This is a genomic window from Streptomyces sp. NPDC002776, assembly GCF_053592195.1.
This window is the reverse complement of sequence record NZ_JBSFVG010000003.1, coordinates 120919-140719: the sequence shown is the minus strand read 5'-3', so window position 1 is coordinate 140719 and position 19801 is coordinate 120919. Positions and strand designations below refer to the sequence as shown.

The window sequence follows — 19801 nt, the reverse complement described above, 5'->3', positions numbered from 1 at the left end:
TGGACAAACGGTTCTCCACAGCCTGCAATGAACGCAGGACGTCCACGACAGGGAGGCGGGGGGACATGGCACCTGAACAAATGGCCGAGGGTCCCGAGGGCCCCGGTCTGCCGCCCCCGCGTCCCCTGGACGCCATCGATCAGGACATCCTCCAGATGCTCCAGGCGGACGGCCGTGCCTCGATACGGTCCGTCGCCGAGCGGGTGCACGTCTCGCGGGCCAACGCCTACGCGCGGATCAACCGCCTCATCGAGGACGGCGTCATCCGGGGCTTCGGCGCCCGCGTCGACCATGAGCGCGCGGGGCACGGGACGTCGGCGTACATCACGCTGAAGATCGTGCAGAACAGCTGGCGCACGGTGCGCGAGCGGCTCAGGGAGCTGCCCGGGGCCTCGCACATCGCGCTGGTGGGGGGCGATTTCGACGTGCTGCTGCTGGTGCACACGCCCGACAACCGGGCGCTGCGCGAACTGGTGCTCACCCGGCTCCAGGCCATCCCAGAAGTGCTCAGCACCCGCACCCTGCTGGTGTTCGAGGAGGAGGACCTGGAGCCGCAGGGCTGACTCAGGCGGCCCGGCGCAGGCCGCCGAAGACCAGCTGCACGACGGCGCCGGCGACCTCGCGCTCGTTCATGCCCCGGCCGTCCGGGCGGTACCACTCGACGATCGAGTTGATCATCCCGAAGACGAGCCGGGTGGCGAGCCGCACCTCCACGTCGCCGCGCACGTCACCGTCGGCGGCCGCCGCCTTCAGCAGCTCGGCGACCTTGTGGTCGAAGTCGCGGCGCCGCTCCAGGGCCCACCGCTCGGTGTCGGTGTTGCCGCGCACCCGCAGCAGCAGCGTCACGTACGGCAGCTCGGCTATCAGCACCTCCACCATGCGCCGTACGACGTGCTCCAGGCGGTCGGAGGCGGGCCCCCCGCGCGCGGGCGGCTCGTCGAGGATCCCGAAGAGACCGTCGAGCGCCCGGCTCACGGCGCGGCGCAGCAGTTCCTCCTTGCCGGTGACGTGGTGGTAGATCGACGACTTGGAGATGCCGGCCGCGCGCGAGAGGTGCTCCATGGAGGTGCCGTCGTAGCCGCGCTCGTTGAAGACCCGCACGGCGACCGTCAGCAGCGTCTCGGGGGTGTACGTGTCGCGCTTGGCGGTGGTCATGAGCCGTTGCCCTCCCGCTTGTCCGTGGCGTACGCGTGCCGGTACAGCGCGAGGGAGGGCGCGTACCGCCCGGAGGGGTCGCGCAGATGGAGGTCGTCGAGGAGGGAGTAGGCCCAGTTTCGGCCGAGCCGGCGGCTCCACTCGAAGGGGCCGAGCGGGTAGTTCACGCCGAGGCGCATCGCGGTGTCGACGTCCTCCTCGGTGGCCACGCCCTTGGCGACGGCGTCATGGGCGAGGTCGATGATCCGCGCGACCGTACGGGCGACGATCATGCCGGGCACGTCGCCGATGACGCTGACGTCCTTGCCGAGCGCCTGGAACAGGCCGGTGGCCTCGGCGAGGGTCTGGGGAGAGGTGTCCTGGGAGGCGGACAGGGCGATCCGGGTGGCCCGGCGGTAGTCGAGCGCGAGGTCGAAGTAGACGACGTCCCGGAACTCCACCGACGTCTGCCCGTCGGCGAGCGCCAGCTGGCCGCCGGACGGCAGCACCAGCCGGGTGCCGTGGTCCTCCTCTTCCTCGCGCACCGGGATGCCCGCCTCGCGCAGCAGGGTGAGCAGTTCGGCGGCCGGGCCCAGATCGCCCTCGGCGACGACGTACGCGGGCGGGCGCTCCCGCTCGGCGGTGTGCGGTTCGGGTCGCTCGGCGGCCCCGGCGGAGTAGTCGTACCAGCCGTGCCCGCTCTTGCGGCCGAGGCGGCCGGACTCGACGAGGCGGCGCTGGGCGAGGGAGGGCGTGAAGCGGACGTCCTGGAAGAAGGACTGCCACACGGAGTGCGTGACGGACTCGTTGACGTCCTGGCCGATCAGGTCGGTCAGTTCGAAGGCGCCCATCCGGAAGCCGCCGCACTCGCGCAGGACGGCGTCGATGGTGGCCGGGTCGGCGCCCTGGGCCTCGTGGACGGCGAAGGCCTCGGCGTAGAAGGGCCGCGCGATGCGGTTGACGATGAAGCCGGGGCTGTCCGCGCAGGCGACCGGCGTCTTGCCCCAGGCGCGTGCCGTCTCGTACGCGCGCGTGGCCGAGGTGACGTCGGTGGCGAACCCGGAGACCACCTCGACCAGCGGCAGCAGCGGGGCGGGGTTGAAGAAGTGCAGGCCCACGAAGCGGCCGGGGTGGGCGAGGGCGCCGCCGATGGCGGTGACGGAGAGGGAGGAGGTGTTGGTGGCGAGCAGGCAGTCGTCGGCGACGACCTCCTCCAGTGCGCGGAAGAGGTCCTGCTTGACGTCGAGGCGCTCCAGGACGGCCTCGACGACCAGGGCGCAGTCGGCGAGGTCGGTGAGGTGCTCGGCGGCCGACAGGCGGGAGCGTGCCGCGTCCCGGTCGGTATCGGTCAGGCGGTCCTTCTCGACGAGCCGGTCGAGGCGGGCGCCGATCGCGTCGGCCGCCTCCTGGGCCTTCCCGGGGACGGCGTCGTACAGCCGTACGGGGTGGCCGGCGACCAGCGCGACCTGGGCGATGCCCTGGCCCATGGTGCCGGTGCCGACGACGGCCACGGGGCTGCTGAGGTCGATTGCTGTCATGTGCGCGATCCTCCCGCACGGGGTTTTCCACAGATGCGGCGGACCCCCTTGTACCGACCGATCGTTCGGTTACTCTAACTCTCGATGGCTCTTCCTGCCCATGTTTCTGCCCGGTCATGAACTCGACGGAGAGTTCTTGAGACGAGGAGTTGGTCCCGCATGGCCACCGCCCTGACCCCCTACGAGCTGATCGCCAAGCACCGGCCCACCCTCGACCAGGCGCTCGAAGCCATCCGCACGCGCGCGTACTGGTCCCCGCACCCCGAGCACCCCAAGGCCTACGGCGAGAACGGCAGCCTGGACATGGCGGCGGGCAAGGCCGCCTTCGACGCCCTCCTCGGCACCCGGCTCGACCTCGGCCAGCCCGGCACCGACGACTGGGTGGGCGGCGAGGTCTCCCCGTACGGCCTCGCGCTCGGCGTGGAGTACCCGCACGCCGACGTGGACGTGCTGCTGCCCGCCATGAAGGCGGGACAGCGGGCCTGGCGGGACGCGGGAGCGGAGACCCGCGCGGTGGTCTGCCTGGAGATCCTCAAGCGGATCAGCGACCGCACCCACGAGTTCGCGCACGCGGTCATGCACACCTCCGGACAGGCGTTCATGATGGCGTTCCAGGCGGGCGGCCCGCACGCGCAGGACCGTGGCCTGGAGGCGGTGGCGTACGCGTACGTGGAGCAGGTCCGCACGCCCGAGAACGCCGAGTGGACCAAGCCGCAGGGCAAGAAGGACCCGCTCGCGCTGACCAAGGCGTTCACGCCGGTGCCGCGCGGGATCGCGCTGATGATCGGCTGCAACACCTTCCCGACCTGGAACGGCTACCCGGGCCTCTTCGCCTCGCTGGCCACCGGCAACGCCGTCCTGGTCAAGCCGCATCCGCGCGCGGTGCTGCCGCTCGCGCTGACCGTCCAGGTCGCGCGCGAGGTGCTGGCCGAGGCCGGGTTCGACCCGAACCTCGTGGCGCTCGCCGCGGAGCGGCCCGGCGAGGGGATCGCCAAGACGCTCGCCCTGCGCCCCGAGATCCGGATCATCGACTACACCGGCTCGACCTCCTTCGGCGACTGGCTGGAGACCAACGCCCGGCAGGCGCAGGTCTACACGGAGAAGGCCGGGGTCAACACGGTCCTCGTCCACTCCACCGACGACTACAAGGGCATGCTGTCCAACCTGGCGTTCTCGCTGTCGCTGTACAGCGGGCAGATGTGCACGACGCCGCAGAACCTGCTGATCCCCCGGGACGGCATCCGCACGGAGGAAGGTCCGCGGACCTTCGACGAGGTCGTCGCCGATCTCGCCCGCTCGATGGAGGGCCTCCTCGGTGACGACGCCCGCGCGAACGCGCTGCTCGGCGCGATCGTGAACCCGGACGTCAAGGCGCGCCTGGAAGCCGCGGCGGGCCTCGGCGAAGTCGCCCTCGCCTCCCGCGAGGTGACCAACCCGGACTTCCCGGACGCGGTGGTGCGCACGCCGGTCATGGTCAAGCTGGACGGCGCCAAGCCGGACGACGAGGCCGCGTACATGAGCGAGTGCTTCGGCCCGGTCTCCTTCGCGGTGGCGGTGGACTCGGCCGGCCACGCGGTGGAGCTGCTGCGGCGGACGGTCCGGGAGAAGGGCGCGATGACCGTCGGCGCGTACACCGTCGACCCGGAGGTCGAGGAGGCCGTGCGGGAAGCCTGTCTGGAGGAGGCGGCGCAGTTGTCGCTGAACCTGACGGGCGGGGTGTACGTGAACCAGACGGCCGCGTTCTCGGACTTCCACGGGTCCGGTGGCAATCCTGCCGCCAACTCCGCCCTCACCGACGGTGCGTTCGTCGCCAATCGGTTCCGGGTTGTCGAGGTGCGGCGGGAGGCCTAGGAGCTCGGGGGGGGGCGGTGGATTGCGCGGCCGGCTGTTCGTCGTGGCTTGTCGCGCAGTTCCCCGCGCCCCTAAAGGGGCGCTCTCGTGCCCGCGCTCCAATGGAACAGGGTCATCCCTACGCTCGTCGCCAGGTTGTAGCTGGACACCTGGGGGCGCATCGGCAGGGACAGCAGGTGGTCCGCACGCGCGCGTACCTCCGGTGACAGGCCGCTGCGCTCCGAGCCGAAGGCCAGGACGGCGTCGTCCGGGAGCCTGACGTCCCGGATGTCGTCGCCCTCGGGGTCCAGGGCGAACAGGGGGCCCGCGGGGAGTTCGTCCGCCGCCAGGCGTTCCACCGCGGTCGCGAAGTGCAGGCCGGCGCCGCCGCGTACGACCGTGGTGTGCCAGGGATCGAGCGTCCCGGTGGTGATCACTCCCGTCGCCCCGAAGCCCGCCGCCAGGCGGATCACCGCGCCCGCGTTGCCGAGGTTGCGCGGGTGGTCGAGGAGCACGACCGGGGCGGTGCGCGGGGTCCGGGCCAGCAGTTCCAGGTTGGCCGCGCGGGACGGCCGTAGCGCCAGTGCCGCCACGGCCGTGGGGTGCGGGCGGGGGACCAGGGAGCGGTACGTCTCCTCGGGGACCTCCGTGAGGAGGGCGGCCAGGGTGTCCGTCACGTCCGGGGCCAGTTCGTCGGCCAGGGCGAGGGCCGCCTGCCGGTCCACCGCCACCGCCACCGGGACCCGGGCCGCGAAGCGCACCGCGTGCTTGAGGGCGTGGAAGCCGTCGAGCAGCACGGCGGTGTCGGCGAGGCGGTGCCAGGTGGTGACGGGCGCGGTCATGACGGGGAGCCTACGTGGCGCGGCTCGGGGTTCTCCGGGCTGCGGGGCTCCGGGAGCGCCGTACCGCCGCCCTTGCCCCGCCGCGGCAGGCGGGCCGCCCGGGCGCCCAGGCGGCGCAGGAACGCCGTGGGCAGGAAGACCACGTCCGCCGCGATCATCGCCAGGGAGAAGAACGGCAGGCCGAGGACGACCGCGATCACCGCGTGCTCCGTGATCATCGCGGCCAGCAGAACGTTCTTGACCCGCCGGTTGAACAGCGTAAACGGGAAGGCGACCTGGACCAGGACCGTCCCGTACGTCACCAGCATCACCAGGGTGCCGCTGGCCGAGAGGGCGTCGGCGAGGGCGGGCCAGGGGGAGAAGTAGTCCAGGTGCAGGGGGTAGTAGACGGCGGTGCCGTCCTGCCAGCGGGAACCCTGGATCTTGTACCAGCCGGCGGTGGCGTAGATCAGACAGGCCTCCGCCATGATCACCAGCAGGGCGCCGTTGTGCACGATGTTCCCGACGACGTCGAGCAGGATCCGCGGCTGGTCCGTCCGCGCCCGGCGCCCGACCAGCCACCACACGGCCTGGGCCGCCCACATGCCCCACAGGATCGCCGGTATCAGCCCCTGCCCGCCGACCCATGTCTCCAGGAAGGCCACTCCGACAGCGACCGCCCGCGCGGGTCCGGACCCGGCCTCGTCGGAGGGCCAGTCGTCGCCGAGCTTCCCGGTCAGCGTCGCCCCGGCCAGCACCAGCCCGAGCACGCCCCACAGCAGCGGACCCACCCGGTCCGTCACCCGCTCCCCCCGCGCGCGTGCCGCCCGTTCCCGGCCGGCCCTGCGCGCGTCCAGCGACCACACCTGGCCGCAGCGGATGAAGACCAGGTAGATGCACATCAGGTGCAGGACGTTGTCGCCGCCGTCGCCCATGAAGACGGAACGGTTCTGGAGCGAGAGCACGCCGACCATGAACAGCACGGACGCCGTGCGGGTCCGCCAGCCCAGCAGCAGCAGGACGCAGGCGAGCACGGCGAGCGCGTAGACCGTCTCGAACCACAGCCGGCTGTCGGACCACATCAGCACCGAGAAGGCGCCGTTCATGTCGATCAGCCGCTCGGCGAGCCCGAAGCTCCAGGGGCCGTCGGGACCGTACAGCTCGTGGCGGTGGGGCAGCTCGCGCAGCAGGAAGAGCAGCCAGGTCACGGCGAAGCCGATCCGGACCACGGCCGTCTGGTACGGGCCGAGAGCGGAGTCCGTGACCCGGGCGATGCCGGCCGAGAGCGCGAGGGCGTAACGGTTCATGCCGGGTCCCCCTCGGCCTCGTCCGCGGGGACCTCCCACCAGGGCATCTCCCGGTAGACCGGCTTGTCCGACACCTGCTCCCGGCTCCACTCGGGCGGGCGGACGTGGGTGGTGGACGAGCGGAGCTGGACGCGCTCGACGACTCCGCCCGGTCCGGCCGCGTCCTCGCGGTCCAGGCGCAGGACCACGATCCGGCGCAGATACGACTCGGCCAGCTCGCCGCGCTCACCGACCGGGCGGTTGTCGCTGCCGTGGGTGGCGAGCAGGAAGTCCCAGGCCCGGCGCAGTTCGTTCTGCTGGGTGTGGCTCGGCAGCAGGTTGCCGTCGATGTCCCGGCCGTCGCGGGCGGACAGGTCGTACCAGCCGGTGGTGCGCATCTCGCCGTCCGGCTCGCGGATCTCGGCGCGGGCCTGGACGGCGATGTTCTGCTGGAGCGGGTTCGGCGCGAACAGCTTCCAGTTCTGCTCGAACTCCGGGTAGATCCAGTCCTCGATGGCCGAGCCGTGCTGCTTGCTGACCGTGTTCGAGGGCGCGACGTGCAGGAAGACCATGCCGATGTGGACACAGACGGCCACCGCCACGACCGCGAGGGCGAGGGCGGCGGCGATCTGGTAGCGGAGCCTGAGGGCGGCCACACCGGTCCGGGGTCCGGGCGCGGGCGGCGGCCCGTGGCGGGCGTCGCCCGCTGCGTCGTACGCGTCCATTGCGCCCCGTCTCCCGATGCCGGTCCCCGACAGGGCGTGCCCCGGACGGCCCTGCTCGGGGTGACACCTTACGGCGCCCGGCTCACGACGGGGTCACGTCCGCCGAGCGGTCGGTAGGTGCCCTGTCCGTACCGTTCCCTTCTGCTGGAACGTGTTCTATCTTGACGCTCCGTCAGATCTCCGTGGGCGCGGGAGGGCAGGGACCGTGGACTTTTCCTTCACCGAGGAGCAGCAGGCGGCGGCCGAGGCGGCGCGGGGGGTGTTCGCCGGGGTCGCGCCGGACGCCGTGCCGAGTCCCGCGCTCACCGCGGGCGCCGTGGCGGAGGACTTCGACCGCGCGCTGTGGGCCCGGCTCGCCGACGCCGACCTGCTGAGCCTGCTGCTCGCCGAGGAACACGGCGGGGCGGGACTCGACGCCGTCGCGCTGTGTCTGGTGCTGCGGGAGGCGGCGGGGGTGCTGGCTCGGGTGCCGCTGCTGGAGCACAGCGCGGCACTCGCGGTCCTGCAGGCGTACGGCGGTCGGGAGCTGCGGTCCGGGCTGCTCGCGCGGGCCGGGCGGGGGGAGACCGTGCTGACCGTCGCCGCGCACGGGCGCACCGGGCACGACCCGGCGCAGCTCGCGGTGACCGCGCGACGCGACGGCGCCGAGTGGGTGCTGGACGGTGCGCAGACGGCCGTGGCGTGGGCCTACGACGTGGATCTCGTCGTCGTACCGGCGTCCGCGGACGGGGACCGGACGGTGCTCGCGGTGGTGTCGCCCGGGCAGGACGGGCTGGGGCTCGCCGAGCAGTACTCCACCAGCGGGGAGCGGCTCGGGGAGGTGCGGCTGGACGCCGTGCGGCTCGCGGAGCGGGACGTGGTGGAGGCGCCGGGGGCCTGGGAGCGGCTGCGGGAGCTGCTGACGGTCGGGACGTGCGCGCTGGCGCTCGGCCTCGGTACCCGGGTCCTGGGGATGACCAGCGAGTACACGGGCAAGCGGGAGCAGTTCGGCCACCCGCTCGCCACCTTCCAGGCGGTCGCCGTGCAGGCCGCCGACCGGTACATCGACCTGCGGGCGATGGAGGCCACGCTGTGGCAGGCCGCGTGGCGGATCGCCGCGCAGGCGCCGGGGGCGCTGCCCGTCGCCGGGGATGTCGCCGTGGCCAAGATCTGGGCCTCGGAGGGGGTACGGCGGATCGTGCAGACCGCGCAGCATCTGCACGGCGGGTTCGGGGCCGACGTCGACTACCCGCTGCACCGGTACCACGCCTGGGCCAAGCAGCTGGAGCTGGCGCTCGGCCCGGCGGCGGCGCACGAGGAGGCGCTGGGGGATCTGCTGGCGGCGCATCCCCTGAGTTGAACTGGGGGACTGGGGGACTGTGGGTCAGGGGGTTATGGGACTGGGGGTTACAGGACGAAGCCCGGCTTGCCGTCGTCCGTCACGACCGGTCGGCCACTCGCTGCCCAGACCTGCATGCCGCCGTCGACGTTCACCGCGTCGACGCCCTGCTGGACGAGGTACATCGCGACCTGGGCGGAACGGCCGCCGGAACGGCAGATCACGTTGACCCGGCCGTCCTGCGGGGCGGCCTCGGTCAGCTCGCCGTACCGGGCGACGAAGTCGCTGATGGGAATGTGCAGGGCCCCTTCGGCATGGCCCGCCTGCCACTCGTCGTCCTCGCGGACGTCCAGGAGGAAGTCGCCGTCCTTGAGGTCCGCGACCTCCACCGTGGGCACACCTGATCCGAAATGCATGACTCAGACGCTACCGGAGGGCGGGGCGAGCAGGTCCGCCAGTTCCGCCTCACGTGCGGAGACGTCCGACAGCAGCTGCTCGGCGATCTCCTCCAGCAGCGTGTCCGGGTCGTCCGGGGCCAGCCGCAACATGGAGCCGATCGCGCTCTCCTCCAGCTCACGGACGACGACCGTGAGCAGTTCCTTGCGCTGGGAGAGCCACTCCAGGCGGGCGTAGAGCTCCTCGGCGGGGCTCTGCGGGGGCTCCTCGGGGACCGGGCCCGCCGCCCACTCCTCGGCCAGCTCCCGCAGCAGGGCCTCGTCGCCCCGGGCGTACGCGGCGTTCACCCGGGTGATGAACTCCTCCCGGCGGGCCCGCTCGGCGTCCTCCTGGGCCAGGTCGGGGTGGGCCTTGCGGGCCAGCTCGCGGTAGAGCTTGCGGGCCTCCTCGCTGGGGCGCACCCGCTGCGGGGGCCGTACCGGCTGGTCCGTGAGCATCGCGGACGCCTCCGGGAACAGGCCCTCGCCGTCCATCCAGCCGTGGAACAGCTCCTCGACGCCCGGCATCGGCATGACCCGGGCCCGGGCCTCCTCCGCCTTGCGCACGTCCTCGGGGTCGCCGGAGCGCGCCGCTCTGGCCTCGGCGATCCGGGCTTCCAGCTCGTCGAGGCGGGCGTACATCGGGCCCAGCTTCTGGTGGTGCAGCCGCGAGAAGTTCTCGATCTCGACGCGGAAGGTCTCCACGGCGATCTCGTACTCGATCAGGGCCTGCTCGGCAGCCCGAACGGCCCGCTCCAGCCGCTCCTCGGGCCGGGGCACGGACTCCTCGTCGGGCTGGGACTGCTCGGCTTCCGGGGTCGTCACCCGACCAGACTAGGCCACCGGCCGAGGGCGCCGGACGGCTCGCCGATCCGCCCGGGGTCGGACGGGATGCCTCATATCCCCGTCTCCGCCGCGATCCTCCCCGCCCGCACCGCCGTCACCAGCTCCGCGTGGTCCGCCTCGGTGCGGTCGGCGTAGGTGACCGCGAAGGTGGCGATCGCCTCGTCCAGTTCCTCGTTCTTGCCGCAGTAGCCGGCGATCAGGCGGGGGTCGGCGCAGTGGCTGTGGGCGCGGGCGAGCAGCGCGCCGGTCATGCGGCCGTAGTCGTCCAGCTGGTCGGAGGAGAGGGCCGTCGGGTCCACGCTGCCCTTGCGGTTGCGGAACTGGCGTACCTGGAAGGGGTGGCCGTCGACGGTCGTCCAGCCCAGGAGGATGTCGCTGACCACCTGCATGCGCTTCTGGCCCTGGATCACCCGGCGGCCCTCGTGGTCCGCCGTCGGGGTGTCGAAGCCGGCCGTGGCCAGGTGCGGGACGAGGGCGGAGGGGCGGGCCTCCTTGACCTGGAGGACCAGGGCCTCGCCCCGGTGGTCGAGGAGGAGGACCACGTAGGAGCGGGTGCCCACGCTGCCGGTGCCCACCACCCGGAACGCCACGTCGTGCACCGCGTGCCGGGCCAGCAGCGGGAGACGGTCCTCCGAGACGGTCTCGGCGTACCGCTCCAGGGACGCGGCCACCGCGGCGGCTTCCTCGTCCGGGACCCGGCTCAGTACCGGCGGGGCGGCCACGAAGCGGCGGCCGCCGTCCGGTGTCGGCTCCGTCGACTTCGCCGCGAACCGGCCGCTGGTGTTGGAGCGGGCCTTCTCGGCGACCCGCTCCAGCGTGCCGAGCAGGTCATGGGCGTCGGTGTGGGAGACCAGCTCCTCGTCGGCGATGGCGTTCCACGCGTCCAGCACCGGGAGCTTGGCGAGCAGCCGCATCGTGCGCCGGTACGCGCCCACCGCGTCGTGCGCGGCCTGGCGGCAGGTGTCCTCGGACGCGCCTCCCTCCCGGCCGGCCAGCACCAGCGAGGCCGCGAGCCGCTTCACGTCCCACTCCCAGGGGCCGAGCACCGTCTCGTCGAAGTCGTTCAGGTCGATGACCAGGCCGCCGCGCGCGTCGCCGTACAGGCCGAAGTTCGCCGCGTGTGCGTCGCCGCAGATCTGGGCGACGACCCGGGTCATGGGGGTGCGGGCCAGGTCGTGGGCCATCAGGCCCGCGGAGCCGCGCAGGAAGGCGAACGGGGTCGCCGCCATCCGGCCCACCCGGAGCGGCGCGAGCTCCGGGATCCGGCCGCGGTTGGACTCCTCCACCGCCGCCGTCGCGTCGGGGCGGGACAGGTCCAGTTCCAGGAGGGCGTGCGACGCGCGCGGGACGCGGTCCCGCAGCGCCTTGCCCTCCTGCTTGGCCGTGCTGTTCCCCGGCCACTCGGCGAATCCGGGCACCCGGGGAAGCCGCCGCTCGCCCGACTCCGTCGTCTCCTGCCCATCGGCGTCGCTCACACCGACCGCCTCCCCCCGTACCGGGGCCGTCCCCCGGCCCGCACGAACATCAACTCGTGCCGACGGTACAGCGGGGGGAGGCAAACGCGTCAGTCCCTGTGGACAACCGGGGTCCGGGCTTGTGGACGAGGCCGGGTCTGTGGAAAACCCCGTACCCCTATCGGGGTCCGGCCGGGTCTCCCCGCACGCTCAGGAACGCCGTGAACGCCTCGATCACCAGCCGCAGCGACGCCTCCACGGCCGCGTCGCCGTCCGGCGTGGCCGCCGGGCGGACGGGCACGGCACCCGGCTCCCTGCTGCGGCCGGTCTCCAGGTAGGCGAGGACGTCCTCGGCCCGCAGCGGTGCCCCGTCGGCGGGGCGGGGCAGGGCGTCGAGCAGACCTTGCAGGGTGTCGAGCAACTGCCGCCGTTCCGCGGCGGGTTCGCGATTCATACCGCCAGGCTGGTGAAGAGTGGTCAAGGACCGTTCAAGGCGCCGCCAACCTTTCGGGGCGCGGCTGGTCGGCGGTGGTGGCGAGGATGAAGCGGGCGACCGCCTCGGGTGCGTCGTGCATCGGAAGGTGACCGCATCCCGGCAGCACCTGCGCCACCGTTCCCTCTGGGAGTTCGTCGAGGAACCGGGCCTGCCCGGCCCGCAGGACGGCGTCCCGGGAACCGAACGCCACGCGCACGGGGATGCCTATCCCCTGGCCGCCGGTGAACCGCGTCGTGCTGACGGCCCGCCAGGTGGCCTCGAACCCCGGGGCCCGGGCCATGTCGCGGGCGGCGGCGCGGGCGTGGGCGTAGGGCACGCGCACGGGGCGGCCGTAGATGCCCGCGAGCAGTGCGGTGCGCGCGGGCGCGGTCCGCAGGAGGGGGGCCGCGGGGCCGGCCAGCCAGGGGGCGGCCCGGCGGCAGGAGCGCAGGAGGAGACGGGTGGTGAACGGGGTGGTGTCGCGCCACAGGCCCGCCGGGGAGATCAGGCTCAGGGTGCGGACCCGGCCGGACAGGGCCAGTTCCAGGCCCACCCAGCCGCCGAGGGAGTTCCCCGCCACATGGGCCGTCTCGATTCCCCGCGCGTCCATGAACCGTCCCACGGCCCCGGCGAGCTCCCGCGCGGTGGGCCGCAAGTCCGCCGCCAACGCGGGGCTGTCGCCGAAGCCGGGCAGATCCACGGCCAGCACCTCGTGCCGCGCGGTGAGCCGCCCGATCACCGGCCCCCAACACCGCCGACCACTCCCGATGCCGTGCAGCAGCAGAAGGGGAGCACCGGTGCCGTGCCGACTGTGCGCGAGGGCGGGAAGCGGCGCGGCGGCGCCCCGGCCCGGCTCCCCGGCCGCGGACGACTCCCGCCCCACACCCGAGGCCGCGCCCACCCCCCGGCCCGGCCCAAGGCCCGGCTCCCGCCGCAAGCCCGACGCAGGGGACGGCTCCCCGCCCGCGGCCGAGCCCGGCTCCGAGCCCTCCACATCAGGCTCCAAGTCCGGCCTCCGCCGCACGCCCGAGGCCGTGGACGGCTCCCCGCCCACGCCCGAGACCGCGCCCACGACTCGGTCCAAACCCCGGCCCGAGCCCGGATCCCGCCACCGGCCCGCGGCCGTGGACGCCTCCTGGCCCGCTCCCGGCTCCGGGCCCGGCTCGCCCCCCGGACCCGCGGCCCAGCGCCATCGGCCCCGGTCCGCCGACCCCCCGCTGCTGGTCATGCCGCCGTCCGGGCGGGGCTTGGCGTCGGCACGGTGGCGGGGGGTCCGGCGGCCTCCGTTGCGCGGTCCACCAGGTAGGGGGCCGCTCCGAGGTACTGGGTGGGGTCCAGGAGTGCGGTGAGCTCCGCCGGGGTCAGGTGGCGGAGGATCTCGGGGGCCGTGGCCAGGACCTGGGCCAGGTCCGTTCCCTGGTCCGCCGCCTCGTGCGAGGCACGGGTCAGCAGGGACCGGGCCGCCGACTTTCCGAGCAGCGGGGTGAGGACGGCGGCGACCCGTTCGGAGACGATCTGTCCCCCCGTCAGGTCGAGGTTCCGGCGCATGCGTTCCGCGTCGACCGTGAGGCCCTCCAGCAGTTCCGCCGCCGTGTGCGCCGAGCCGCCCGCCAGCCGCAGGCACTCCCGCAGGGGCGCCCACTCCGCGTGCCAGGCGCCGCCCGAGCGCTCGTCCTCCGCGAGCATGGTGCCGTACAACACCGCGGCCAGCTGCGGCACCTGGAGCGCGGCCGAGCGCATCAGCGTGGCCAGCACCGGGTTCCGCTTGTGCGGCATCGCCGAGGACGCGCCCCGCCCGGCCACCGCCGGTTCGGTGACCTCGCCGACCTCGGTGCGGGCCATCGACTGGACGTCGACGGCGATCTTGCCCAGCGCGGACGTGAGGTAGGCGCACACCGCGCCCGTGTCGGCTATCGGCGTCCGCAGCACATGCCAGGGCAGCGCGGCCGGGGCCAGGCCGGTCTCCCGCGCGTACTCCTCGACCAGGCGGCCGGCGTAGTCGTCGCCGACGGGACCGGCGTGCTCCAGGTAACCGGCCAGGGTTCCCGCGGCGCCGCCCAGCTCGACGGGGAGGGAGGCGGCCAGTTCGTCCAGTCGGCGGCGGGCGTCGGTCACCAGCTGGAGCCAGCCCGCCGCCTTCAGGCCGAAGGTCGTGGGCACGGCGTGCAGCGTGAGGGTGCGGCCCGCCATCGGGGTCGCCCGGTGGGTGCGGGCCAGGCGCTCCAGGGCCGCGACGCAGCGGTCCAGGTCGGCGCGGACCAGGGCGGCGGCCCGCCGGACGACCAGCATGGTGGCGGTGTCCAGGATGTCCTGGCTGGTGGAGCCCCGGTGCACGTACTCGGCGGCGGCCGGGTCCTGCGCGGCGACCACGGCGGTCAGCGCCTTCACGAACCCGACGACGGGGTTGGCCGTCTCCCGGGCCGCACGGGCCAGCGCGACGAGGTCCAGGCGCTCGGGGTCCGCCGCGTCCACGATCGCCCGCGCCGCCGACCGGGGCACCGTGCCGAGCCGGGCCTGCGCCCGTACCAGCGCGGTCTCGGCCTCGACCATGGCCGCCAGCCAGGCCGCGTCGGACACCGCCGCCTCCACGGGCGTACCCGCCCGCACCGGGGACAGCAGCCCGGAGTCCAGGAGGGAGGAGGGCTCCGGGGAGAGTGGGATGGTCATGAGGTGGTCCTCTTCCGGTGATGGTCAGGGGGCTCCCGGAGCACCCGCGGCCCGCGCCGCCGGGCGCGGGCCGCGGGCCGGGGTCACGCCGCCGTCCGCTCCAGACGGTCCCGCCGCTCCAGCACCGCCGAGAGCGCCGCCTGGGCGATGGCGTCGGAGTCGGTGAGGGTCACCGAGTTGACGCCGGGGCGGATCCCCGCGGCCGTCACCCAGTGGACCGACTCCGTGGGCACGCCGAAGGCGAACCGGCGCGGGTGCGGGCGCCGGGCGGCGTCCAGCAGCTGGAAGGGGCGCGGGGTGACCGCGAGCCCTTCGGTGTAGATCCAGGTGCCGTTGCGGGTGGCGATCCGGTGCGTGGCGCACTGGCCGGTGTCCAGCAGATGCCGCAGCAGCGGATCCTCGGTGCGGCTGAGCGTGATGTCGGGCAGCCGCGCCTCGATCAGCACCTCGGCACTGATCCGGGAGCCCGGCACCAGCGGTGAGTGGGCGTGGAAACCGTGCCGGTCGACGTCGACGCGCAGACCGGGGCCGACGATGTGCAGCACCCCGGCCTCGATCAGCGCCGCCGCCTCCTCGATCCGGGACACGGGCGGCCCGATGGAGAGGAAGGCGTTCAGCGGCGTGTACCAGCGGTCCAGGTGCTCACGGTGCGAGTCGCCGTGCAGTCCGCCGTGGTCGACGACGAGCCGGATCTCGTTGCGCAGGTCGCGCAGCACGTCCAGGGCGGCCTTCAGCGGACCGCTGACATTGCCGCTCCGCGCCTCGGCGACGTCCTCGCGCAGATGGTCCAGCAGCCAGGCGGTGAAGTCCTCGGGGCCGCCGAACTCCTGGTCCCGGTACGGCTGGGAGAGCCGGTCCCAGTCCCACCGGTCCTTCTCGCCGATCTCGTACGCGTCGAGCACCGTCTCCTCCGCGGACGTGCCCGGCAGCGCGCTGAGAAAGGCCCGCTGGAAGGCCTCGGCGCGGTCCCCGCGACCGCGCGAGGCCAGCAGCGTCCGGTAGTAGACGGTCTCGACCTCCTTGGCGACCAGCGGCCACACGTCCCGCAGGAAGTCGGCGCCGCCGGAGCCGCGCGCCGCCCGCATCCGGGCGATCCGGGCCGGGGTGAGCAGCAGCGGCTCGTGCCGGCCGTGCGGCCCCTTCTCGTTCTCGCCGCGCGCCTGGTACGGCACCCCGCGCCGGGAACCAGCGTACAGCCGGGGCTCACGGCCGGACGGCAGGTAGACGAGACGGCCGGACACACGGGTGAAGCTGCCGCCGCGGCCGGTGGTGAGCAGGGCCATGTAGTCGAAGAAGTTCAGCCCCAGGCCGCGCAGCAGGACCGGCTGACCGGGGCGGATGCCCTCCAGGTCGGTGTCGGCCGGGTTGGCGGGGGCGAGGTGGGTGAGGCCGTACTCGCGGGCGAGGTCGGCGAACTGCTCCTCCACGGCCGTCGGCCGGGCCGGCAGATGGCCCTGGGCCAGGACGACGGCGTCCAGGTGCTCCAGAACCGTGCCGCTGTCCAGGGTGACCCGCTGGCGTGGTGGGTGCCCGGTCGCCAGGGCCGCGGCCTCGTCATCCAGGGCCACCGCGCGGGACCGGTGCCAGGTGACGGTCACGCACCGCGGGGCCGCCGCGACCGTGCGCTCGAACGCCCAGCGCAGGTAGTGGCCGTAGAACGCCCGGGTCGGATAGGTGTCGGGGCCCAGCGCCCGGGCCTCGGCGAGCACCGGGGCGGGGTGGTGCCCGGGGATGTCACCGGCGGCCAGCGACTGGGCCCAGGCGTGCAGGCTGGGGCCCGGTTCCAGCGGTCCGGTCAGCTCGACGCTGGCATCGGTGAACACCGAGATCTGTCCGGCCACCGTGTTCATCAGCAGGTGCGCGGACTGGGTGGTGCGCCAGACCTGGCCGGCACCCGGCGCGTGCGGGTCGACGACATGGATGCCGATGGCGGTGTCGGGGGCGGCGGCACGGGCGGCGGCGCAGAGCCGCTCGATCACGGAGAGACCCCGCGGGCCGGCGCCGATCACGCACACGGTGTGCTGTCTGGTGGTCATGTCTGCTGTCCGTCCTGCTGGATACGGGACTCGGTACGGGAAGTGGGGGAACCGGACGGCCACGGCAGGGCGACCGCCGCGATCATGCGGCTGCCGACGACGGCGCAGCGGCCCGTGGTGCCGGGCGCGGGACCGCGTACGACGGTGAACGTGACCGGTACGGCCGGGTCCTGGCCGGCCGGCGGCTCCTGCCACGCCAGCTCCACGGACTGGAAGGAGACGCCGTCCTGGGTGTCGGGCGGCAGCGCCTTGTACAGGGCCTCCTTGACGCAGAACAGCCGCAGCACGGCACGCGCCGGGTCGGGGCTGTCGCGCAGCCGGTCGCGCTCCTCGGGGGTGCACACGTAGTGCACGGCGGAGAGCAACTCCTCGCCGGTGTCCAGGGGTTCGATGTCGACGCCGAGCCCGACACCGCGGTCGGGCCCGGTCACGCACAGGGCGACCCGGTTGGTGTGACTGAGCGAGCCGGCCACGCCGTACGGCCAGCTCGGCGCCCCCCGGCCGTCGGCGCCCAGCCAGCGGGGCATGCCGGTCAGCGCGGCGGTGGCCCGGGCCGCGGCCAGCCTGCCCGCGGTGAAGGTCTCGCGGCGCAGCGGCGCGGTGTAGCCGCGCAGCAGCTCCCGGACCGGCGCGGGCAGCCGGCCGAAGTCCAGTTCGCCGGTGTGCGCCTGCGCCGCGATCACGGGCGGCTCGAACAGGGCCGCCACGGCGGCCAGGTCGACGGGCTCGGGGTCACCGCTCACCGGCGCCGCGGCCGGCGCCGGGGCCGGGAGCAGGGCGCTCACCGCAGGGCTCCGACCGGGGTACGGGCCAGACCGGCGACCGCGTTGTGCACCACGAGCCGGCCGGTGCGCCCGGCGTAGGTCATGATCGACTCGGGGTGGAACTGGACCGCGGCGAGCCGGCGTCCGGGTGCCTCCACGGCCATCGCGACCCGTCCGTCCTCGGTGGCCGCCGTGACCCGCAGGGAGTCGGGCAGCCGGGCCGGGTCGGCGTACAGGGAGTGGTAGCGGCCGACGGTGAAGCTCTTGGGCAGGCCGTCCAGGAGCATCGAGTCGGCCTCGGTGCGCCGGACCCTGGAGGGCTTGCCGTGCACCGGCTCGGGCAGCACGTCCAGGGTGCCGCCGAGATACTCGACGATGCCCTGGAGGCCGAGGCAGACGCCGAACACCGGGATGCCGAGCCGTTCGGCCTCGGCGAGCGTGGCGCCGACGCCGAAGTCGGACGGGGTGCCCGGTCCCGGCGAGAGGACCACCAGGTCGGGCCGCTGCTCGGCGAGCAGCGGGAGGTGTCCGCCGCTGCGGTAGGTGCCGACCTCGGCGCCGGTCTCGCGCAGATAGCCCGCGAGGCAGTGCACGAAGGAGTCGCGGTGGTCGACGAGCAGGATCCGCCGGCCGGTGCCGGGACCCTCCGTCACGGTCAGCCGGGGCACGGCCGCCGTGGGCTCGTCCAGGACGCCGAGCAGCGCCTTCGCCTTCAGCTCGGTCTCCAGCTCCTCGTCCTCGGGGGTGGAGTCGTGCAGCAGGGTCGCGCCGGCCCGGACCGTGGCGACGCCGTCGTGCAGATGGATGGTGCGCAGGGTCAGGACGGTGTCCAGGCCGCCGTCGAACCCGATCCGGCCCACCGCTCCCCCGTACCAGCGGCGCGGGGAGCGCTCGTGCCGTTCGATGAACTCGACCGCGGACAGCTTGGGCGCGCCGGTGACGGTGACCGCCCACAGGTGGGCGAGGAAGGCGTCCAGGGCGTCCCGGTCGGGCCGCAGCACGCCCTCGACCCGGTCGACGGTGTGGATGAGGGTGGAGTACATCTCGATGCGGCGGCGGGCGGTGACCTGGACGGTGCCGGGCAGGCAGACCCGGGACTTGTCGTTGCGGTCGACGTCCGTGCACATCGTCAGCTCGTGCTCGTCCTTGGCCGAGTTGAGCAGGGTACGGATGCGTTCGGCGTCCTCCAGGGCGTCCCGGCCGCGGGCGATGGTGCCGCTGATCGGGGAGGTCTCGACGAGGGCGCCGGCCGCGTCGCGCGGGTCGACCCGGACGAACATCTCCGGTGAGGCGCCGACCAGGTACTCGTCCTGGGCGAGGTTCATCAGCAGGCTGTGCGGGGCGGGGTTGCGCTCGCGCAGGGTGCGGAACAGCTGGGACGGCGGGCGCCGCACGACGCGGTGGAAGGACTGGCTCGGTACGACCTCGAACAGGTCGCCGGAGCGGAAGAGCGGGCCGGCCTTCTCGACCACGCGGGCGTACTCGCCGGGGGCGTGGTCGCGGGGCGGGGCCTCGGTGGCCGGGACGAAGCGGCGGGCCGGGGTGGAGCGGTCCAGGCCGTCGGTGCGGGAGGCGCCGACGCGGAACTCGTAGTCGTGGCGGGTCGCCTCGTCGGCCTTGAGGTCGAGTTCGTAGAGGGTGTCGGGCAGGTGCAGCACCATGTCGCGGTCCTCGGCGGCGCGGTGCTGGGTGAGGGTGACGGGGTCGACCTGGAAGATCAGGTCGTAGCCGAAGGCGCCGTACAGGCCGAGCAGCGGGTCGTCGCCGATCGCCAGCCCTTCGACGACGGCCCGGACCACGGCGAACACGCCGACCTGCCGGGTGCGGTCCTCCTCGGCGAAGGTCCCGTCGGGGACGCCGCCGCGCACGCGCAGGGTGTCACCGTCGGCCTCCACCCGACCGCCGGGTCCGATGGCGTCGGAGAACAGCGCCAGCAGGGCGGGGAGCAGGACTCGGCCGCGCTGGTTGAGCGCGGTGGCCCGTATCTCCGGGCCGGTCGCGGTGATCTCCACGGGTGGGTCGCAGTAGCCGATGACCCGGTCGGGCCCGCGGAACAGGAGCATTCCGCGGCGTTCGTCGAGCGTGTCCTCGAGGTCGGTGCGGAGGGTGGCGGCGGAGCCGAGGAGCTCCGTGGTGCGGACGACCTCGACTCCGACGGGTGTCGTCCACCGCCCGGACGGGGCTGCCCGGCCGGTGCGCGGCCGGGAGGTTTCCAGCAGGGGCATCCCCCAAATTCCTTTCGTGAACCCGGTGATGTCCGGGGCTGGCATGAGGTCGACCCGCGACGGGGACGCGGGAGCGGGTGGTCTGGCGGGTGTGGGTCGGCGGGTGCGTGTGTGTGGGGGCTGGTCGCGCAGTTCCCCGCGCCCCTGGGGAAGCTGATCGGCCGGAGTGATCACGCGCCGAGGGCCGGAGCGGGTGGGCCGGCGGGTGCGGGTGCGTTGTGGCTGGTCGCGCAGTTCCCCGCGTCCCT

General features: G+C 73.9%; 17 protein-coding genes. 3 read left to right on the top strand and 14 right to left on the bottom strand.

The window, feature by feature from the left end:
- The first annotated feature begins 80 nt into the window (after positions 1-80).
- Positions 81-563 carry an Lrp/AsnC family transcriptional regulator gene (locus ACWD11_RS08210; RefSeq protein ID WP_451118931.1) on the top strand — a complete coding sequence of 161 codons (483 nt, stop codon included), beginning with the start codon at positions 81-83 and terminating at the stop codon, positions 561-563.
- Between the two features lies 1 nt (position 564).
- Here ACWD11_RS08210 and ACWD11_RS08205 read toward each other — a convergent pair whose 3' ends face one another.
- Both ACWD11_RS08205 and ACWD11_RS08200 read right to left on the bottom strand, forming a co-directional pair.
- Positions 565-1155 (bottom strand): TetR/AcrR family transcriptional regulator, encoded by a 591-nt coding sequence (locus ACWD11_RS08205; RefSeq protein ID WP_451281990.1) that lies wholly within the window; start codon positions 1153-1155, stop codon positions 565-567.
- The gene (locus ACWD11_RS08200) at positions 1152-2672 is read right to left on the bottom strand and encodes a 3-hydroxyacyl-CoA dehydrogenase (RefSeq protein WP_451281988.1); all 1521 of its coding nucleotides are present in this window, start codon (positions 2670-2672) and stop codon (positions 1152-1154) included. The genes ACWD11_RS08205 and ACWD11_RS08200 overlap by 4 nt, the downstream gene beginning before the upstream one ends.
- Before the next feature lie 159 nt (positions 2673-2831).
- Between ACWD11_RS08200 and paaN the strand changes: the two genes are divergently transcribed.
- Entirely contained in the window at positions 2832-4523 is a 1692-nt protein-coding gene (gene paaN / locus ACWD11_RS08195) for a phenylacetic acid degradation protein PaaN (protein ID WP_451281986.1), read from the top strand.
- 71 nt (positions 4524-4594) lie between these two features.
- On the opposite strand, the gene ACWD11_RS08190 is transcribed toward paaN, so the two are convergent.
- Genes ACWD11_RS08190 through ACWD11_RS08180 form a run of 3 tightly spaced genes read right to left on the bottom strand, consistent with a single transcriptional unit; the run spans position 4595 to position 7334 of the window.
- Positions 4595-5344, bottom strand: coding sequence for a TrmH family RNA methyltransferase (locus tag ACWD11_RS08190; RefSeq protein WP_451281984.1), 750 nt, complete (start codon positions 5342-5344; stop codon positions 4595-4597).
- A complete protein-coding gene (locus tag ACWD11_RS08185; RefSeq protein WP_451281982.1) occupies positions 5341-6630 on the bottom strand; it encodes an HTTM domain-containing protein in 1290 nt (429 codons plus the stop codon). Before ACWD11_RS08185 ends, ACWD11_RS08190 begins: the two co-directional genes overlap by 4 nt.
- The gene (locus tag ACWD11_RS08180) at positions 6627-7334 is read right to left on the bottom strand and encodes a DUF5819 family protein (RefSeq protein ID WP_451281980.1); all 708 of its coding nucleotides are present in this window, start codon (positions 7332-7334) and stop codon (positions 6627-6629) included. Before ACWD11_RS08180 ends, ACWD11_RS08185 begins: the two co-directional genes overlap by 4 nt.
- Positions 7335-7539: 205 nt before the next feature.
- On the opposite strand from ACWD11_RS08180, the gene ACWD11_RS08175 reads away from it, so the two are divergent.
- A complete protein-coding gene (locus tag ACWD11_RS08175; RefSeq protein ID WP_451281978.1) occupies positions 7540-8673 on the top strand; it encodes an acyl-CoA dehydrogenase family protein in 1134 nt (377 codons plus the stop codon).
- Between the two features lie 47 nt (positions 8674-8720).
- On the opposite strand, the gene ACWD11_RS08170 is transcribed toward ACWD11_RS08175, so the two are convergent.
- The 9 genes from ACWD11_RS08170 to ACWD11_RS08130 all read right to left on the bottom strand — a co-directional run bounded on the left by ACWD11_RS08170 (position 8721) and on the right by ACWD11_RS08130 (position 19553).
- The gene (locus ACWD11_RS08170) at positions 8721-9050 is read right to left on the bottom strand and encodes a rhodanese-like domain-containing protein (RefSeq protein WP_389417003.1); all 330 of its coding nucleotides are present in this window, start codon (positions 9048-9050) and stop codon (positions 8721-8723) included.
- A 21-nt stretch (positions 9051-9071) separates the two neighbouring features.
- Entirely contained in the window at positions 9072-9911 is an 840-nt protein-coding gene (locus ACWD11_RS08165; protein ID WP_451281976.1) for a hypothetical protein, read from the bottom strand.
- 71 nt (positions 9912-9982) lie between these two features.
- Positions 9983-11407: a DUF2252 domain-containing protein gene (locus ACWD11_RS08160; protein WP_389416669.1), complete on the bottom strand. Its 1425-nt coding sequence runs from the start codon at positions 11405-11407 to the stop codon at positions 9983-9985.
- Between the two features lie 157 nt (positions 11408-11564).
- On the bottom strand, positions 11565-11840 hold the full coding sequence (locus ACWD11_RS08155; RefSeq protein ID WP_451281974.1) for a hypothetical protein: 276 nt from the start codon (positions 11838-11840) through the stop codon (positions 11565-11567).
- 34 nt (positions 11841-11874) lie between these two features.
- On the bottom strand, positions 11875-12867 hold the full coding sequence (locus ACWD11_RS08150; RefSeq protein ID WP_451281972.1) for an alpha/beta fold hydrolase: 993 nt from the start codon (positions 12865-12867) through the stop codon (positions 11875-11877).
- Positions 12868-13085: 218 nt separating this feature from the next.
- The gene (gene pcaB / locus ACWD11_RS08145; protein WP_451281970.1) at positions 13086-14528 is read right to left on the bottom strand and encodes a 3-carboxy-cis,cis-muconate cycloisomerase; all 1443 of its coding nucleotides are present in this window, start codon (positions 14526-14528) and stop codon (positions 13086-13088) included.
- Between the two features lie 83 nt (positions 14529-14611).
- Positions 14612-16564, bottom strand: a complete 1953-nt coding sequence (locus ACWD11_RS08140; RefSeq protein WP_451281968.1) for an FAD/NAD(P)-binding protein — start codon at positions 16562-16564, stop codon at positions 14612-14614.
- A complete protein-coding gene (locus ACWD11_RS08135) occupies positions 16561-17349 on the bottom strand; it encodes a 4'-phosphopantetheinyl transferase family protein (protein ID WP_389416664.1) in 789 nt (262 codons plus the stop codon). Before ACWD11_RS08135 ends, ACWD11_RS08140 begins: the two co-directional genes overlap by 4 nt.
- The gene (locus ACWD11_RS08130) at positions 17346-19553 is read right to left on the bottom strand and encodes an anthranilate synthase component I (RefSeq protein WP_451281966.1); all 2208 of its coding nucleotides are present in this window, start codon (positions 19551-19553) and stop codon (positions 17346-17348) included. Before ACWD11_RS08130 ends, ACWD11_RS08135 begins: the two co-directional genes overlap by 4 nt.
- Positions 19554-19801: the final 248 nt, after the last annotated feature.

Coding starts and splice junctions, on each gene's coding strand:
- ACWD11_RS08210 (WP_451118931.1), top strand. CDS start 81: ATGGCCGAGGGTCCCGAGGGCCCCGGTCTGCCGCCCCCGCGTCCCCTG.
- ACWD11_RS08205 (WP_451281990.1), bottom strand. CDS start 1,155: ATGACCACCGCCAAGCGCGACACGTACACCCCCGAGACGCTGCTGACG.
- ACWD11_RS08200 (WP_451281988.1), bottom strand. CDS start 2,672: ATGACAGCAATCGACCTCAGCAGCCCCGTGGCCGTCGTCGGCACCGGC.
- paaN (WP_451281986.1), top strand. CDS start 2,832: ATGGCCACCGCCCTGACCCCCTACGAGCTGATCGCCAAGCACCGGCCC.
- ACWD11_RS08190 (WP_451281984.1), bottom strand. CDS start 5,344: ATGACCGCGCCCGTCACCACCTGGCACCGCCTCGCCGACACCGCCGTG.
- ACWD11_RS08185 (WP_451281982.1), bottom strand. CDS start 6,630: ATGAACCGTTACGCCCTCGCGCTCTCGGCCGGCATCGCCCGGGTCACG.
- ACWD11_RS08180 (WP_451281980.1), bottom strand. CDS start 7,334: ATGGACGCGTACGACGCAGCGGGCGACGCCCGCCACGGGCCGCCGCCC.
- ACWD11_RS08155 (WP_451281974.1), bottom strand. CDS start 11,840: ATGAATCGCGAACCCGCCGCGGAACGGCGGCAGTTGCTCGACACCCTG.
- pcaB (WP_451281970.1), bottom strand. CDS start 14,528: ATGACCATCCCACTCTCCCCGGAGCCCTCCTCCCTCCTGGACTCCGGG.
- ACWD11_RS08140 (WP_451281968.1), bottom strand. CDS start 16,564: ATGACCACCAGACAGCACACCGTGTGCGTGATCGGCGCCGGCCCGCGG.
- ACWD11_RS08130 (WP_451281966.1), bottom strand. CDS start 19,553: ATGCCCCTGCTGGAAACCTCCCGGCCGCGCACCGGCCGGGCAGCCCCG.